At 42.9% G+C, this 15,296-nt stretch carries 14 protein-coding genes and 1 pseudogene; 3 read left to right on the top strand and 12 right to left on the bottom strand.

Annotated elements, in window-relative coordinates; all coding sequences use genetic code 11:
- Positions 1-21: 21 nt before the first annotated feature.
- From NDN11_RS05280 to NDN11_RS05255, 6 genes are read right to left on the bottom strand one after another with little or no spacing between them, the layout of a single operon-like run.
- The gene (locus NDN11_RS05280; RefSeq protein ID WP_251110985.1) at positions 22-759 is read right to left on the bottom strand and encodes an SDR family NAD(P)-dependent oxidoreductase; all 738 of its coding nucleotides are present in this window, start codon (positions 757-759) and stop codon (positions 22-24) included.
- A 9-nt stretch (positions 760-768) separates the two neighbouring features.
- Positions 769-1,254, bottom strand: coding sequence for an aromatic-ring-hydroxylating dioxygenase subunit beta (locus tag NDN11_RS05275; protein ID WP_167248112.1), 486 nt, complete (start codon positions 1,252-1,254; stop codon positions 769-771).
- Positions 1,255-1,264: 10 nt separating this feature from the next.
- A complete protein-coding gene (locus tag NDN11_RS05270) occupies positions 1,265-2,542 on the bottom strand; it encodes an aromatic ring-hydroxylating oxygenase subunit alpha (protein ID WP_005190575.1) in 1,278 nt (425 codons plus the stop codon).
- 25 nt (positions 2,543-2,567) lie between these two features.
- Complete coding sequence (locus tag NDN11_RS05265; protein ID WP_251110984.1) at positions 2,568-3,095, bottom strand: nuclear transport factor 2 family protein; 528 nt, start codon at positions 3,093-3,095, stop codon at positions 2,568-2,570.
- Positions 3,096-3,136: 41 nt separating this feature from the next.
- Positions 3,137-4,303 (bottom strand): acyl-CoA dehydrogenase family protein, encoded by a 1,167-nt coding sequence (locus tag NDN11_RS05260; RefSeq protein WP_251110983.1) that lies wholly within the window; start codon positions 4,301-4,303, stop codon positions 3,137-3,139.
- 18 nt (positions 4,304-4,321) lie between these two features.
- Entirely contained in the window at positions 4,322-5,434 is a 1,113-nt protein-coding gene (locus tag NDN11_RS05255; protein WP_251110982.1) for an amidase, read from the bottom strand.
- A 147-nt stretch (positions 5,435-5,581) separates the two neighbouring features.
- Between NDN11_RS05255 and NDN11_RS05250 the strand changes: the two genes are divergently transcribed.
- The gene (locus tag NDN11_RS05250; RefSeq protein ID WP_167248384.1) at positions 5,582-6,049 is read left to right on the top strand and encodes a MarR family winged helix-turn-helix transcriptional regulator; all 468 of its coding nucleotides are present in this window, start codon (positions 5,582-5,584) and stop codon (positions 6,047-6,049) included.
- A gap of 48 nt (positions 6,050-6,097) precedes the next feature.
- Here NDN11_RS05250 and NDN11_RS05245 read toward each other — a convergent pair whose 3' ends face one another.
- The 4 genes and pseudogenes from NDN11_RS05245 to NDN11_RS05230 form a co-directional block, all read right to left on the bottom strand.
- The gene (locus NDN11_RS05245) at positions 6,098-7,087 is read right to left on the bottom strand and encodes a 3-hydroxybutyryl-CoA dehydrogenase (RefSeq protein ID WP_251110981.1); all 990 of its coding nucleotides are present in this window, start codon (positions 7,085-7,087) and stop codon (positions 6,098-6,100) included.
- 1 nt (position 7,088) lies between these two features.
- The gene (locus NDN11_RS05240; RefSeq protein WP_251110980.1) at positions 7,089-8,195 is read right to left on the bottom strand and encodes an NAD/NADP-dependent octopine/nopaline dehydrogenase family protein; all 1,107 of its coding nucleotides are present in this window, start codon (positions 8,193-8,195) and stop codon (positions 7,089-7,091) included.
- Positions 8,196-8,279: 84 nt separating this feature from the next.
- Positions 8,280-9,289, bottom strand: a pseudogene (locus NDN11_RS05235) (cupin domain-containing protein).
- 89 nt (positions 9,290-9,378) lie between these two features.
- Complete coding sequence (locus NDN11_RS05230; RefSeq protein ID WP_167248104.1) at positions 9,379-10,722, bottom strand: spinster family MFS transporter; 1,344 nt, start codon at positions 10,720-10,722, stop codon at positions 9,379-9,381.
- Between the two features lie 366 nt (positions 10,723-11,088).
- Here NDN11_RS05230 and NDN11_RS05225 point away from each other — a divergent pair, with 366 nt between their 5' ends.
- Positions 11,089-11,481, top strand: coding sequence for a DUF4440 domain-containing protein (locus tag NDN11_RS05225; protein ID WP_251110978.1), 393 nt, complete (start codon positions 11,089-11,091; stop codon positions 11,479-11,481).
- Between the two features lie 386 nt (positions 11,482-11,867).
- A complete protein-coding gene (locus tag NDN11_RS05220; protein ID WP_167248102.1) occupies positions 11,868-12,227 on the top strand; it encodes a hypothetical protein in 360 nt (119 codons plus the stop codon).
- 353 nt (positions 12,228-12,580) lie between these two features.
- On the opposite strand, the gene NDN11_RS05215 is transcribed toward NDN11_RS05220, so the two are convergent.
- Positions 12,581-13,948 (bottom strand): PQQ-dependent sugar dehydrogenase, encoded by a 1,368-nt coding sequence (locus NDN11_RS05215; RefSeq protein WP_251110977.1) that lies wholly within the window; start codon positions 13,946-13,948, stop codon positions 12,581-12,583.
- Between the two features lie 120 nt (positions 13,949-14,068).
- The gene (locus NDN11_RS05210) at positions 14,069-15,100 is read right to left on the bottom strand and encodes a LysR family transcriptional regulator (RefSeq protein ID WP_251110976.1); all 1,032 of its coding nucleotides are present in this window, start codon (positions 15,098-15,100) and stop codon (positions 14,069-14,071) included.
- Positions 15,101-15,296: the final 196 nt, after the last annotated feature.

Below are 15,296 nucleotides of genomic sequence, written 5' to 3'. Positions count from 1 at the left end.
GATATGCATCTTGCCGAAGGCTTAACGCATAAATAATCCACCGTTAATATCCCATGTTGCCCCAGTTACAAAGGCAGCACTTGGACTGGCCAATAGCCCACAGGTTTCGGCAATAAATTCCATGCTGCCTAATGCTCTGACGGGGATATTTTGAATAAATTGCGCCATTTTTTCGTCAGACACCACGCTATGTACAATCGGTGATTCCATTGGCCCAGGCGCAATCGCATTCACTGTCACGCCTTGGGCTGCAAACTCTTTGGCAAAGATTTTGGTTAGGGTAATAATTGCGCCTTTGGTAGAAGCATAATGTGCGCCTGTCGCAGTACCACCATTTTGCCCAGCCAGAGACGCCATATTGACAATACGGCCATAGCCTTGATCAGCCATATATTTGCCAATGATCTGGCAAGACTGGAACGTACCACGCTGATTCACTTGCGTGATCATGTCAAAATCCGCGGCACTAATTTCAAGAACAGGGGTTGCTTTGGTCATGGTGGCATTGTTAATTAACACATCCAGTTTTGAGAATGTCTGCTGAATCCACTGTACTGCGGCATGAAAATCAGCCTCAACCGAGATATCCAGTTTTAGTGGAAATATATTCTCTGCATGTGGACTACGTGCTTTGGCTTGCTCTGCTTTCTCTAAAGTACTGGCAGACAGGATCACTTGATGCCCTTGCGCTGCAAAATATTCGGCAATGATATTCCCTAAACCCGAAGCGGCACCTGTGACTAAAACAACCTGTTTCATTTTTTGCTCCTAGAGAATGTAGCTGATACCCGCCAAGGTATCGGTTGAGTTAACTAAATTGATAATTTTACGATTGATCTTAAAACCTTGTTCCGTATCACGAACCAGATGGAAAGTCACATCAGCGGTATAATGTTTGAGGTTTTCTTTACGGAATTCACGCAAGTTCTGCGCACAACGCAAAATGATTTCACCATCTTGATCTTTGACGATGCGGATTCGCGACACACTACGCACGGTATTGGCTTTTGGTGCAGTTGAAATCGCTTCACCATTTTCCAAACGCTGTACCCGTAACTTACGCATATGATGGTCGTCATAGGCATAGTTCAAATTATTTTCATAATCGGTCAGTTTTGGATCGATTGGGATGATATACACACCTTTTTCATTCCAAAGGTCCAGCCAAGTATCATGCTCAGAATGGTCCAGCATATCGGCTTCTGCCCAAATAAAAGCGGTCACTTCATTCAGTAAATTTAAATCGATTTTCATGGCGCTCTCCTTAAGCCGTCATCATCTTTTTCCACTGCTGATAGGCAGCGCGCATCCCAGTTTCTGCACTGACATCGCTCTTTAAGCCATCTTCAGTTTTGACTTCACCTGGCAGGCCACGATTCAGCATGATCCACAGGTCATTGCCTGCATTGGCACCATGTTGTACACGTTCCCACGCTTCCGAATCATCTGGCGTACCGAAGCCAAATGGGCCTTGGAAATGTTCATGCAGACGTAAACGATATTGGTTAGCAATTTGCGGACCGCCATCCATGGTAATCACGGAATGGTGAATTTCAGTTTCATTGACTGAAATCGGTTGCATCACTCGGAAGAACGCCATTGAACAGGCAATGTTCGGGAACAGATTCAGGTTGAAACCAGAACCACCCACCGCGCGGACCATACGACGCACTTCCAGTTCTTCATGCCCTTCATCACGTAAAGCTTGAGCCAAGTCTTCAAAACGTTCCTGAATCGGACGCTCCATTAACTCTTCATCCAGATCAACCAATTCAGGAATCATCACCATCACACTGTGACCATTGCCGAGGTCTTCGACATAACCCGGCTGATTTTCAAAGTTAAACAGTTCTTCGGTTTTTTCATCGACTGAACTTAAAAATGACTTGTGCACCAATGGGAAGTGGTAAGCATCCGTAGTATTTTCTAACTGAATTTTCCAGTTACCCGGAAAACGGAAACGGTGCTCGCCCAAGACTTTAATTGGATAACCTGCACCTTGTTTCATAAACAAGTCGATCCATTTTTTCGCAGCACCCAAAAAATCTTCTAAAGGTTCAATGTCCTGTTTAAAAGTGGCGAAAATCATGCCGTTATATTCTTCAACACGCAGGCTAATCAGTGGAAACTCAGACTTATCCAAACATTCTCCGTAGCTTTCAGGTGAAGGCACACCACGTAATGAACCATCTAATGCATAGCTCCAACCATGGTATGGACAAACAAAACTATTGGTTTTACCTTTTTTATGTTCACACACTGTTGCAGCACGATGACGGCAACGATTCAGCAGAACATGGACTTTTTTCTTACGATCCCGAACTACAACCACAGGTTGCTTACCAATATTGATGGTCTTATAGCTACCACCATCTGGAATCTCGCTGGCATGTGCTACCCACACCCAAGTGCTGTAATAAATCTTTTCCATCTCATCTTCAAAGATTTTTTCGTCCTTATACAATGAGGTATGGGCGCGATCACTTTGCACCAATTCGTTGTAATCCATCTCAATGTTGTGCATTGGAATAATACTGTTCATATCAACTATCCTTTTCGATCATCAGTTATTGCTGAGACGGTACTGGCAATGTGGCTGCACTGTCCCAGTGAGATACGGGGCGACTGAAAATATTTTCAGTCTGAAAATGTTTGATCTTCCAACGTCCATCATGTTGCTGTTTAAACTGCACCGTGAGTTTGGCGGCATTTAAATGGCTACGACCATCACGGAAGGTTGAGGTTTGCAACATCAACCAGCTGGCATTGGCCTGATCTGCTTTGATATACATTTGCTCTGAGCTAACAAAATGTGCATTCATGACAAAATGCGACTGCTTTTGGGTATAGCTTTTGAACATGTCATAAATGGCTTGCCAAGAGGCATAGCGACCAAAAGACTGGGCATATTTCTCGCCTATGCCTTCCCAAATGCTGTCCTGATCAAATAAATCCATCAATTCATTCAGATCGGTATTGGCATTCAAGGCATCACAAATTTCCATATAGCGGTTAATGCAGTTACGAATCGCGTTTTGAGCTTCAAGCTGTTGCAGGCGTTGTAACAAAACCGTTAAATCCATTGGCGCATTCATGTCATTCATCCTTGTTGCCACACGGGTTGATTAAATTAAGCTTATAAATAGCCTGGTGCTGGCTTCATACCAAAGCTGACCAAACCTGCATTCTGTAAAGTGGCATCGCCCATAAAAGCATGCTGTGTCACCACATTGGTATCATTCACAAAGCGGCTAAATGGATTGTGGGTATAAATCGCGGTCATGCCTGCCAGCATCTGGATTTTGCGAGTGACGCGGGCACAAACTCGTGCCACATGGGTACAAGACAAACGCATGTCACTGATTTGTTCTGCAGTTGGCGTACGCCCTGCAACCACTTCATTCCAGACGATCTGCATGGTGTCGTAGAACCACACGCGTGCAGCTTTAAACTCAGCTTCGGCTTGGGCAAATTCATATTGAGTTACAGGTCGGCTGGCAATTTCCGCCCCCCCAGTAATTGACGACTTGCCCGGCGCCAGTTTTTGAAATTCTTCGATCGCTGCGGCAGCAACCCCAATTCCCACTACGGTTAAGACTTGAGTGGCTAAAGACAAAGATGGATATTTAAAAAATGGTTCAGGCAGTTTTGAAGGTTCACCACGGACAAAAGTCCATTCCTTCGCGACTAGCACATCTTTCACCACCAAATCATGGCTGCCTGTACCTTTCAGACCGACCGTGTCCCAGGTCATATCGATTTGAGCCTTATTGGCTGGCATCACCGCCATGCGTGGTAAACCCTGTGTCTCATTGTCTTTTTGTGGAGAAATACCGACACCAACAATATCTGCGCCCATACAACCACTGGAAAATTTCCAACGTCCGCTGACCACGACGCCATCATCAGTAATTTCCGCAGGTTGTGGAGGGAAAATGCCACCAGCGAACACAATGTCTGGACTGTCTTTATACAACTGCTCAAGCGTTGCTTCTGGCAAACTCCCCAAATAGGCAGGACTCATGCCGAAACTTGCGACCCAACCGACTGAACCATCTGCTTTGGAGAGTTGCTCAATCAATTCGCAAAATTGTTTCGGTGACCATTCATTGCCGCCAAAACGTTTTGGGACTAATGCTCGATAAACACCGATCTGTTTGAGTTTGTCGATAATGTCCTGACTGACATAGGCTTGCTCATCGAACTCTCCAGTACAGGCACGTTCACGAATTTCTTGACACAAGCGCTCTAATTCCGTTGTAGTTGTGTCCATGACAAATTCCTTTATCGATAAGTTATTCATTCCCTCATTCCTTTTCGGTTATTGCGCTGCACTCACGATATATTTCGCAACAGCACATAAATATTCATCGGCATTGTGTTTCGCCACGATTTGTAAGCCCACAGGTAATCCTTCACTGGTTTGCAGTGGGATTGAAATCGCAGGGTGTCCAGAAAGATTAAAAGGTCGAACCAATCCAGTGAGATTTAAAAATGCAACAGTATTTTCAGCATCAGCAACTTGAGGTGGAAGCTGTGGCAAGGTTGCTAAGATCAAGGCATCGTACTGTTCTAATAAGGCATTAATCTCCGCAGTAAAATCGGCTTTTACCTGTTCAGCCTGTTTGACTTGGGTCAAGGTGGTGTCTGCTGCCTTAAGCAAACGTGCATTGACATCGGCACCCAATAAACCCGTTTCAGTCAATTCGCCATAAGCTTGCCAGTTTTCATAATTGATGATTTGCATGCCTGCATTAAAAGCAGCTTCAAAGCCTTCCAGATTTACAGTGGATACTGTCAGTTTGGCTTGGGTCAGATAATGCTGGATCGTCTCAATGACGGCTGAATCAGCAGCGACATTAAGCCACGCCAGTTTCGGTGCCTGTGCTAATTCAGTATGTTGATGAAAACTTGGATCAATGATTTGCATGGCGGTTTCAATCATTTCGACTGAATTTGCAAAGGGGCCAACGCAATCTAATGAACTTGTTGCTGGATGCACCCCTGCACGGCTGACACGGCCAAAGCTTGGTTTTAAACCGTAAACACCACAACACGCTGCTGGCATACGAATCGAACCACCCGTATCCGTACCTAATGTGAAATCTGCCAGACCAGCTGCAACCGCTGCCGCAGAACCACTCGAAGAACCACCTGGAATCAGTTCAGGATATTTTGGATTTATGGCCGTACCAAAAACGTGGTTAATGCCTGTGATCCCAAAAGCCAGTTCATGCAGATTGGTCTTTGCCGTAATTTGGCAATCAGCAGCGAGAATACGATTCACCACTTCCGCGTTTGTACTTGCAGGTTGGCTTTGCATTAAAGCTTTGCTACCCACCATAGTCTGCATACCTTGAATATCAATGGAATCTTTCACCATGACTTTCAAAGTACCTGCTCCTTTTTGTACCTCTTGTACAATAATATTCATTCACTTTTCCATGTATTTTTATACTTAATACAAATATCGGAAAAAGTAATGTAATTGTCAAGTATTTTTCATGATTAAGAAGCAAGAAAATGTTTTCAATTTTTGTATAATGAGAATGTCCATTTTTATAAAAGTTATTACTTGGCTATGCTTACTCATTTAGAACAATTTCTACCCAACAATGAACCGAGCAGCTTACAGAGCTATCCTTTTTTCTGGATCTCGCAGGTGAATGGTAAATACACACAGCTCATTGAAAAATCTATTAAAAAATTAGGTATCGACAATACACGTCGTAAAATTATTTTAAGTACCAATGCGCTTGAACAAGCCAGTATTACCGAAATTGCCAACCTCTCTACCCTCAAGCTAACCACAGCAACCAAAGCCGTTTATCGCTTGGTAGAGGATGATATTGTGCAAGTCTTCTCTTCGGAGTCAGATGAACGTATCTCTATGGTTAAACTCACAGACAAAGGCAAAGAGCTGGTTGAGCAAATTAATCAAATTAGTCAGGTCACTTTATCTGGCATCTTAAATGCCTTTGATGATGAAGAGCTGCATCAGCTCAATGCACAATTGAAAAAGGTCTTTGACCTCATGCCATCAAGCTAAAGCAATAACATAAGCCCATCATTGTCAGGAGATGGGCTAAAATTCGGATTACGGATTTAAAATATTAAATGGCGGTTTAAGCTGATTTGCGGTAATCCGATCTGAAAAAGTCTGTAGAACTTGCTGTTTATAAGCTGGAATATCGATCTGCTGATAATCATAAAAACCCTGCTGCTCACGTAGACCATTACGTTGCTGTCGCATATTTTCGGCAATAATTTCAGGTGTTCGATAGCGTTCACCTAGCTCTTTTTGTAAATATTGGGAAGCATAATACAAAATATCACCACCGCCCCAATCAATAAATTCCAGCAAGCCCAATACGGAAAAGCGCAAACCAAAACCCGTCCGAATCGCGATATCAATATCTTCTGCGGAAGCCACACCTTCTTCTACCATCCGTGCTGCTTCATTCATTGCCAACGCCTGAATCCGTGGCACGATATAGCCCGCTTTGGCATGACACACCACAGGAACTTTGCCAATCGCATGCAGAAAGCTTTTCAGGGTATTTACAGTCTCATCTGAAGTTTGCTCAGAACGACTTAACTCAACCAGCGGAATCAGGTAGGCGGGGTTTAACCAATGCGCATTGACCACCCGTTCTGGATGAGAAATCATTTGCGCAATATCAGTGACCAAAAAGGTCGATGTCGTCGATGCAACAATACACGTCGGTGTAATATATTGATCCAGCCAAGTAAAAATAACTTCTTTGGCTTGCCTGACCTCGGGTACACCTTCCATAACCAGATCACAGTGTGCTAAGACTGATATTGAAGCCGCACGACTTAAAATCTTAATCTGATCCAGAATAAATACGGTATGTTCAGATTGAATAAACTGGATACTTTCCAGCAACTGCAATTCTTGTTTTAAGTCAGTTTGGATTTGAGCCTGATATTGCTCAAACTCAGCCTCTGTGCGTTGTCTGGCATCAATTAAGGCCACTTTGAGTCCCGCATAGGCAAAAGCAATGGCGATGGCCTTACCCATACGACCAGCCCCCAGTACCGCAACCTGTTGAATCGCTGTCATATTAGACTCCTTGCTGCAAGGTCACTTGCAACTCAGCCTTGCTTTTATCGGCAAGCCCCAAATTCTCAAAAGTCCGCCCGTCCTGATACAAATCCTTGCCTGTCACCGCAGAAGCAATATTCAGCAATCCTTCCGCTATAGGTGTCGCGACACCTGCCCAACGCCCTACGGACACCAGAAAGGACAGCCCCAGACGCGTATCTTCCAACATGTAACGATGAGACTGAAGATCGATGTCCTCACGCCAGTCGCCACTATCGGTTAATTTGCCATGCGCACCACGGCCATACATCCATTCATCCCCCTCACCGTCTTTATTGTAGTGGTCTGCCAGCGGGAAATGCGGCGCAGCATAGCCAAGTGCTTCCCTAAGCTGCATACGTTCAGCATCTAGCTGGTTGGTGACACGGCGAATCGACGGTTGTGTGCCTTCGTTATGGATATCCCATGCTTCGAAATGTTCTAGTGGTCCCGCATTCATCAAGATCAACGGCGGATGAATAATTGGTCCTGCATTCATTAAGGCACCACTGAGGCTGTCTTCGATCGGCTCAACACTTGGATACGCCTGTTTTAAAATCTGGAATGCATGCTCGGACAAGCTGCTTGGGAATACACCAGTTGGTAGACGGGTCGCATAGCCACTCACAACAATCTGATTCACTCCATGCTTACGCACCAAATACGGTAAGGTTCCTGTTTCGGCAAAAGCCACTTGGGCTGTGTTACCCGCCTCGCGCATGGCGTTGGCAAAAATAAAACTACCAAAGGTTGCAGGCGGTAAATACACCACCTGACCCGCTTGAAAGAAAGGCGCTGCCTGCTGAGCCAAATCCTGATGTGTCGTTGCAGGTAAAGGAATAATAATCAACTGGGCATGCTGAATGGCTTGTTCTAAATGATCAGATAGGTTGATCTGCGAATCCAAAAAACCAACAGTGACACTGCGATCACCTCGATAATCTTTGATTTTAAGCTCACCCGTTGCGGCAAGCTGCTGTAAGGCTTCTCGATCACGGCGCCATAACACCACCTCGTGGCCTTTTTCTGCTATTTCCGCTGCTGCTGCATAACATCCATGCCCGCCACCGAGTACTGTAATTTTCATGTGCTTTCCTGCTGATTGATTTTCAATTCAGCATAAAAGAGAGCACGACCTGTGGCTTATCCAAATACGCAACCGTTATTCCATTTACGCACGCATTTGACTCACTGGCACAGCATCTTTTTTAAAGTATGCGAAGGCAAGCAGCCATAACGTTTTTTATATAGGCTGGAAAAATGCCCAAAACTCTGGATGCCATGATCCAGTAGAATATCGGTGATGGTTTCATCTGTCTGTGCATGCAGCAAAGCCAAATGTACCCGTTCCAAGCGTTGCTCACGCATATATTCCACAGGGCTTTGCTGTAAATACTGACTAAAACCTTTTTGCAAGGTGCGTATCGACACATCGCAATACTGGCTTAAATCAGCTAATGAAATTGCTTGTTGTACATGTTCCTGAATATATTGTTGAGCTCTTTTAATATAGCTTGGCAGCAATTGTTGCCGTTGGGTATTCAAACGTTCGGTATAATTATTCGGGATTTTAAGCAAAATTAGCTCAATCAAATACTGGCAAAAACTGGCTGAAATAAAGCTCCAGTTGCGAATATTATAATAGGCATGACACAGATAATTCAGTGTTTCAATGATCGCATCGATCCCTTCTAAACTACAGGATAATGAGGAATGAAAGCGCAATGGTTCCTGACTACGACAGCCTAACATGTTGAATAATTGGGTTTCGATATCCTGTTGCGCCAGTTTTAAAATAATATTACGACAATGCTGATTGGTGATGATCTGTTGTCGCGTATGCGGATGGGTGACCGACATGACTCCTTCTGACTGTAGAATCTGCTGACCGTCCAACCCCACTGTGCATTGCCCTTCTAGCGTGATTCTAAATAAATAAAAGTCAGCACTATCTTCAATACTAATCATGGCTGGTACACTATATTTCAGATCGTACAGCGCGCCATTACCAAAGCTAAAGCCATTCAAACGCGTATTTAGAGGTTCTCGTACTTCGACATCAAAACGATGCGGACATAGGTAATGACTGATTTGGTCTTTAATGGTTTGATAATCATTAGATTTAAATAATAAAAATTCATCCAGATAACGCAGATGCTCCAGCTTAAAAGATGATTGCATCACTTCACTCCCTTGCTAAAGATTTCACTGGCAAAGCATAACGCCCATTACAAAGAATGAGCCTGCGACATCCTCAGTGCAATATCAAATCAAGATCCATGTTCCTGCTGCATACTGTCACTAAATGCCTGACAGCCTTTTTTCAGTAAGATAAAGGCCAATACACATGAAATCGTACCCACAATCGACAGGGACATCCCGACCATGAGTGGATTTTCAAACACCTTATCGGTAATCAAAGCCACCAATGTTGTGCCAATCCCGACCGCAACCAGATTACTGATCAATAAAAATACCGCTGAGATTTGTGCGCGTAACTGGTTCGGTGCCAGCATTTGCATAGCAGTGGTTGAAATCGGCATCGGGAATGAAGCAAAGAACATCGCAGGCACTAAAAATACCACGGATAACCATAACTCATTCACCTGAGTAAAAATCATCATCGGAATAATTAAACCCACGATACCAATCACCCCAGTAATCATCGGCGCATCCTTACGACCTTTTTGAATAAACCAGTCATTCAGCCAACCCGCACAAAATACGCCTAGAATATTCGCCACCAATAACACACTACCCAGCATATAGCCCGCTTCAGTTGGAGTCAGACCAAACTTGCGCATATAGAATGCAGGCGACCAACTGATCAAGCAATACAAAGCCATCGCATAAAAAGTAAAACCTAAATAGTGACATTTGAAGGTACGACCATGCTTTTTAATAAACTTGAATGCATCCTTCATACTGGTTTTTTCTACTTGCCCCTGTGCATTTAGGCGCTGACCTTTACGCTGAGGTTCTCTCACGGTGAGTAAAACTAATAGACCAATAAAGACACCAGGTAGCCCGACAATAATAAATGCCGCTTGCCATGCCTTAAGTGCACCAAAAACAGGAACCATGATGGTATCCATATTTTTGAGCAAACCAATCACATAGCCACCGACCAGAAAAGCGATCCCACCACCGACAAAAGAACCAATTGAATAAACTGCGACCGCACGTCCAAGCTTATCCTTGCTAAACATATCACTAAACATTGAATAGGCAGCTGGAGATAAAGCTGCCTCACCGACGCCAACGCCCATTCGGCTCAAGAATAGTTGGAGAAAGTTTTTACTTAGCCCACAAAATGCGGTTGCAATACTCCAAAATACCACCCCGATAGCAATAATTTTTGGTCGGGAAAAACGATCTGCTAGATAGGCTAGCGGTAATCCCATAAAGGCGTAAAACAGTGAAAAGGCTAAACCATGCAATAAACTAAACTGCGTATCGGAAAGCCCAAGATCTGCTTTAATCGGTTCGATCATCAGCGCCAGTATTTGCCGATCAATAAATGAGAAGATATAAGCCAACATGCACAGTAATACCACATACCATGCATAGAGATTTGATTGAGCTTGTTTCGGCTCAGTAGATTGCGTATCCATTTTGCTTCCTTGTCCATGTCTTTTTTCTAATGCGTCTTCTTATTGGAGACAGCACGATCAGAATCCATTTCCTTTTCTGCTCTGTCTCCAATAAGGAAAATAATCCTTATATATAATTATTATTTTTACATGGAATTTTCCATAATATTTAAGGTATATAGTTATACCTTTTTTACCATCTTAGCTGTTTTGCAATTTTAAAAAATAAAAATATTGATTTAAATATATGATAAAAATAATATTTTTATACTAACATCCGATAAGATGGATAATCTAACAATAGATTTATTTTAAAATTATATTGAATTTTACATTTATTTTTGTTTTAAAATAAAGCGAGATAATTAGTTTTCAATGGAAAAGGATATGGCACTTATCAAAGAACAAGCAATCGAAAGCATCCATAGCATGCACGTCCTGATTGAGAAAATTTTTAGCGGCAAACAAGCAGAACAAGACCTTGCCCTACTGATTGATTATTTTGCAGATCATTTTGAAATGGTTGGTGCGGCTGGAAAACGTATTTCACTCGAACAAGTGAAAGGTCTATTTGCCAATAATCAGGGCAAAATGCCAGATATTCAGATCGAAATTTATGATGAGCAAATCTTGATGCAAAAGCCTGATGCGATTGTTTTGACCTATACGGAAAAACATACCAAAGTGTCTGGCGTGCTGATTCGTCGCTCTTGTGCGCTGATTGAAGAGATCGATGGCAAAATGTTGTGGAGTTATCTACAAGAAACTTTTTTACCCTAAAGCTTGAGTAAGCCACATTAAAGCTCTTGTAGTAACAGGAGCTTTATTGTTTATTTGAATCTCCTCATTCAGCAACGATCCTTCTTTTTTATCTCGAAAATTTCAATTCAATATCTCTTCTCTGTATCGCACATTTACCGCTCCCTTACTTAGACCTATTAAAATATTTCACTTCTACAAAATGTAGACGGATATACGCAAAGATAATTTACATGAACTATAAATACTTATGCCCTTGTTCCGCTAAAATCAAAACTGAAAAAGTGATGTCTCTGTTTTATCGACTCGAAAACATCACGGCTTCCAAAGTATGACCTTGGCTCGCAGTTCCACTTGAGCACAGTCAACTGGGTGACTCAATAAAGAAAGACAGGATAAATCGTTTTATGGAAAAACCTATCGAATGCCCTAAATGTGGTTCAACAGAAATTGAAACACGTAATCATGACAAATTATTGAGAACTACGGGCGGTGTATTACTGACGGCCGCTGGTACGACTGCAGGTACAGTCGGTGGTGCTGCAGGTGGTGCATCCATCGGTGCAGCAATTGGTACTGTAGCTGGACCTCTTGGTGTAATTGTCGGTGGTACGGTAGGCACTTTTGTCGGTGCAATCAGTGCAGGTGTTACAGGTGGAGTCATTGGTAATATTTTTGGGAAAAAAGCAGGTATCATGGTCGATAAGAATATTTTTCAGGATTACCGTTGCTTAAAGTGCAAATATCGTTTTAAACAAAAGAAATAGGGCTTCTTTTATTTCAAACCAATTGGAGGACAGATTTTCTAAATCAGTTCTTCAAATCCTTCTAGATCAAATCCCTGTCCATTAAGACCTATCAACAGTTTTATCAGGTTTATTTCACACCTAAATATAGTCAATCTGTATTTATCAAATAAAAAAAATCTCAAACTCTTGGGGAAGAGAATGAGATTACGATATAGACATTCCACAGAGAAGCTTATCGCGAATACGCATTTTATATCACACTAAACCATAAAAATGCATACTTAATCACAAAAACAATACATAATAGTCTATCCAAGGTCGGACTATCGCTTACTCAACTTAAAGTACAAAATATATTGCTCAAGTATTTACTACTTTAAATGACCGTTTCTAAGTTCCTTCATCGGACTTTCATACGTAGTTTGTGCAATTGGTGAGACTCGCCAAATCACATCACCCACATCATCAGCCACCAATAATGCACCTGAAAAATCAATTGCTACTCCAACAGGCCGCCCATAGGCTTGCCCTTTATCATTGAGGAAACCTGTCAATACATCTTGCGGTTCTCCATACGGTTGACCACTTCTAAACGGTACAAAAATCACTTTATAACCACTATGTGGTTTACGATTCCATGAGCCATGCTGACCAATAAAAGCACCTCCGCGATACTGTGGCATTAATTCCGTCGCATAAAAGGCCAATCCTAAAGATGCAGTATGATTTCCCAAAGCATAATCAGGTTTACGTGCACGAGCCACCATCTCTGGATTTTGTGGTTTTACCCGTGTATCGACATGCTGTCCATAGTAGCTATAAGGCCAACCATAAAAGCCGCCATCTTTAACTGAGGTCATATAGTCAGGCACTAAATCATTACCCAATTCATCACGCTCATTCACCACAGTCCAAAGCTGGCCACCCTGCGGTTGCCAGCCCATGCCATTCGGGTTTCTTAGTCCTGTAGCAAAAGATCTTGCTTTACCAGTGGCAATATCAAACTCTAAAATCTGCGCTCGACCAACCTCCTTGTCTAGTCCATTCTCAGCCACATTACTATTCGACCCAACCGAGATATACAGTTTCGTCCCTGCCGGGTTTGCAATCACATTCTTCGTCCAATGATGATTGAGTTTTCCTGCGGGTAGATCCAAAACTTTCGTTCCCTGCGCCGTAATTTTTGTCGCACCATCCTGATAAGGAAAACGCATCAAGGCATCGGTATTGGCTACATAAAGTGTATTTCCCACCAAAGTCATACCAAAGGGCGAGTTTAAATTTTCCAGAAAAACCGTATTTTTATCGGCAATCCCATCACCATTGGTATCACGAAGTAAACGTATTCGATTGGCACTAGGAAAAGATGCTCCAGCACGTTGCATCACCATTTTTGCAATTTTTCCGCGAATTCCTTTACTGTCATCAGGCTTAGGCGGTGCATCGGTTTCAGCCACCAACACATCACCATTTGGTAATACATACAGCCATCTTGGATGATCTAGCCCTTGGGCAAAAGGCTGAACTTTTAAACCGTCCGCGGGCGTCGGCATCATACCTTGCGGCCAACCTTTAGCTGGGGCAATATTGACGGTAGGCACGAAACTGGATTGAGGTTTGGGCAATAGTGGTTTAGAGCCATAACTTGCTGAAATGGGATATTGAGATGATGCTGTACAGCCAGAAAGAATGAACACAATACTGCTTCCCAATATGGAGCACTTCAATTGAGGCAACATGATTAATCTCCTTTTTATTATTGTGATGGAAACAAGATGATCTCGTCGATGTATGAGCATGATATTCGCTGTATGAGATAGATCAAACCCAAGAACAATCTATCCCATCTTTAATGCTTTTTAAGTCTTCAAAGCCCGCGCCTCAGCAATATTATGCTGCTCCACCAAAGTCCGAATGGTATATTCATGATTGGTTTTTTGGTCACAGGCAAATTCACATTTCTGATCCAGCGGCAAAGCACTACCACCCAATAGTGGACAACCTGCAAACAGTTCTGCCACCCAATCGACAAAGACCCGAACTTTTTGGGATAAATGCCGACTCTGTAGATATACCACTGAAATCGGCATCGGTGCACATGTCCACTGCGGCAAGACTTCTTTTAAAGTCCCTGCTTCAAAATGGTTGGTCAACATATAACGCGGCCCTTGAATCAAACCAAAACCTTGCAGCGCCAAGTCAATATAGGCATCTCCATCATTGACAGACACATGCCCATTGACACTGACACTTTGGATTAAATCATCGACCACAAAATCCCAGTCAAAATTGCGCCCTGTACGACTGGAGAAGAAATGAATCGCTTGATGATTTTTTTGTAAATCTTCCAGTGTCTTCGGTTCACCATATTTTTCTAAATAGCAGGCCGATGCTGCCGTAGCACACTGGAACGTACCAATACGGCGTGCAATTAAACTTGAATCCTGCAATTCTCCAACCCGAATGGCACAATCAATCGCCTCTCCCACCAAATCAACTGGGCGATCATTCAAGCCAATCACCAATTCAATATCGGGATAACGATGATGAAACTCTCGTAATCTTGGAATTAAAATTAAACGACCAATCGAGACAGGTAGATCAATACGTAAACGGCCTCGTGGCCCTCGTTGCTCATCGTGAAAGGAGGCCTCAATATCTTCGACATCGGCCAAAATTCTCAGCGTACGGTCATAATACACTGCCCCATCGGGTGTTAAGCTCAGTTTACGGGTGGTTCGATTCAGTAAACGAACCTGTAAATGTTTTTCTAAACCCTGAATGGTCGTGGTAACAGAAGCACGCGGTAGCCCAAGACTATCAGCAGCCAGACTAAAGCTGTTGGTTTCAACCACTTTATTAAAGACTCTCATTGCATGAAATAGGTCCACACGCCCACTCCTCATTGCTGCATTTTTTCAGTTTGACACAACAATTATTATAAAAATACGAATAGTGTTATCAAATTTAGTATATTTATTCGTAATTGACAAACTTTTATGCTCCTTTCATTCCATAAACCTGTTTCTCCCATACAGACCACAACAAAAAGTCTGAAAACAGGGATTCAAATAACCAGGAGCATCC

Origin of the sequence: Acinetobacter sp. C26M (genome assembly GCF_023702675.1) — a bacterium.
In the GTDB taxonomy this organism is placed as follows: Bacteria; Pseudomonadota; Gammaproteobacteria; order Pseudomonadales; family Moraxellaceae; genus Acinetobacter.
Note: the sequence above shows the minus strand (reverse complement) of the source record. Positions and strands in the feature narration are given on the sequence as shown.

Bases quoted from the DNA above. Each gene is read 5' to 3' on its own strand.
- NDN11_RS05280 (WP_251110985.1), bottom strand. From the start codon at position 759: ATGAAACAGGTTGTTTTAGTCACAGGTGCCGCTTCGGGTTTAGGGAAT.
- NDN11_RS05275 (WP_167248112.1), bottom strand. From the start codon at position 1,254: ATGAAAATCGATTTAAATTTACTGAATGAAGTGACCGCTTTTATTTGG.
- NDN11_RS05270 (WP_005190575.1), bottom strand. From the start codon at position 2,542: ATGAACAGTATTATTCCAATGCACAACATTGAGATGGATTACAACGAA.
- NDN11_RS05265 (WP_251110984.1), bottom strand. From the start codon at position 3,095: ATGAATGCGCCAATGGATTTAACGGTTTTGTTACAACGCCTGCAACAG.
- NDN11_RS05260 (WP_251110983.1), bottom strand. From the start codon at position 4,303: ATGAATAACTTATCGATAAAGGAATTTGTCATGGACACAACTACAACG.
- NDN11_RS05255 (WP_251110982.1), bottom strand. From the start codon at position 5,434: ATGAATATTATTGTACAAGAGGTACAAAAAGGAGCAGGTACTTTGAAA.
- NDN11_RS05250 (WP_167248384.1), top strand. From the start codon at position 5,582: ATGCTTACTCATTTAGAACAATTTCTACCCAACAATGAACCGAGCAGC.
- NDN11_RS05245 (WP_251110981.1), bottom strand. From the start codon at position 7,087: ATGACAGCGATTCAACAGGTTGCGGTACTGGGGGCTGGTCGTATGGGT.
- NDN11_RS05240 (WP_251110980.1), bottom strand. From the start codon at position 8,195: ATGAAAATTACAGTACTCGGTGGCGGGCATGGATGTTATGCAGCAGCA.
- NDN11_RS05230 (WP_167248104.1), bottom strand. From the start codon at position 10,722: ATGGATACGCAATCTACTGAGCCGAAACAAGCTCAATCAAATCTCTAT.
- NDN11_RS05225 (WP_251110978.1), top strand. From the start codon at position 11,089: ATGGCACTTATCAAAGAACAAGCAATCGAAAGCATCCATAGCATGCAC.
- NDN11_RS05220 (WP_167248102.1), top strand. From the start codon at position 11,868: ATGGAAAAACCTATCGAATGCCCTAAATGTGGTTCAACAGAAATTGAA.
- NDN11_RS05215 (WP_251110977.1), bottom strand. From the start codon at position 13,948: ATGTTGCCTCAATTGAAGTGCTCCATATTGGGAAGCAGTATTGTGTTC.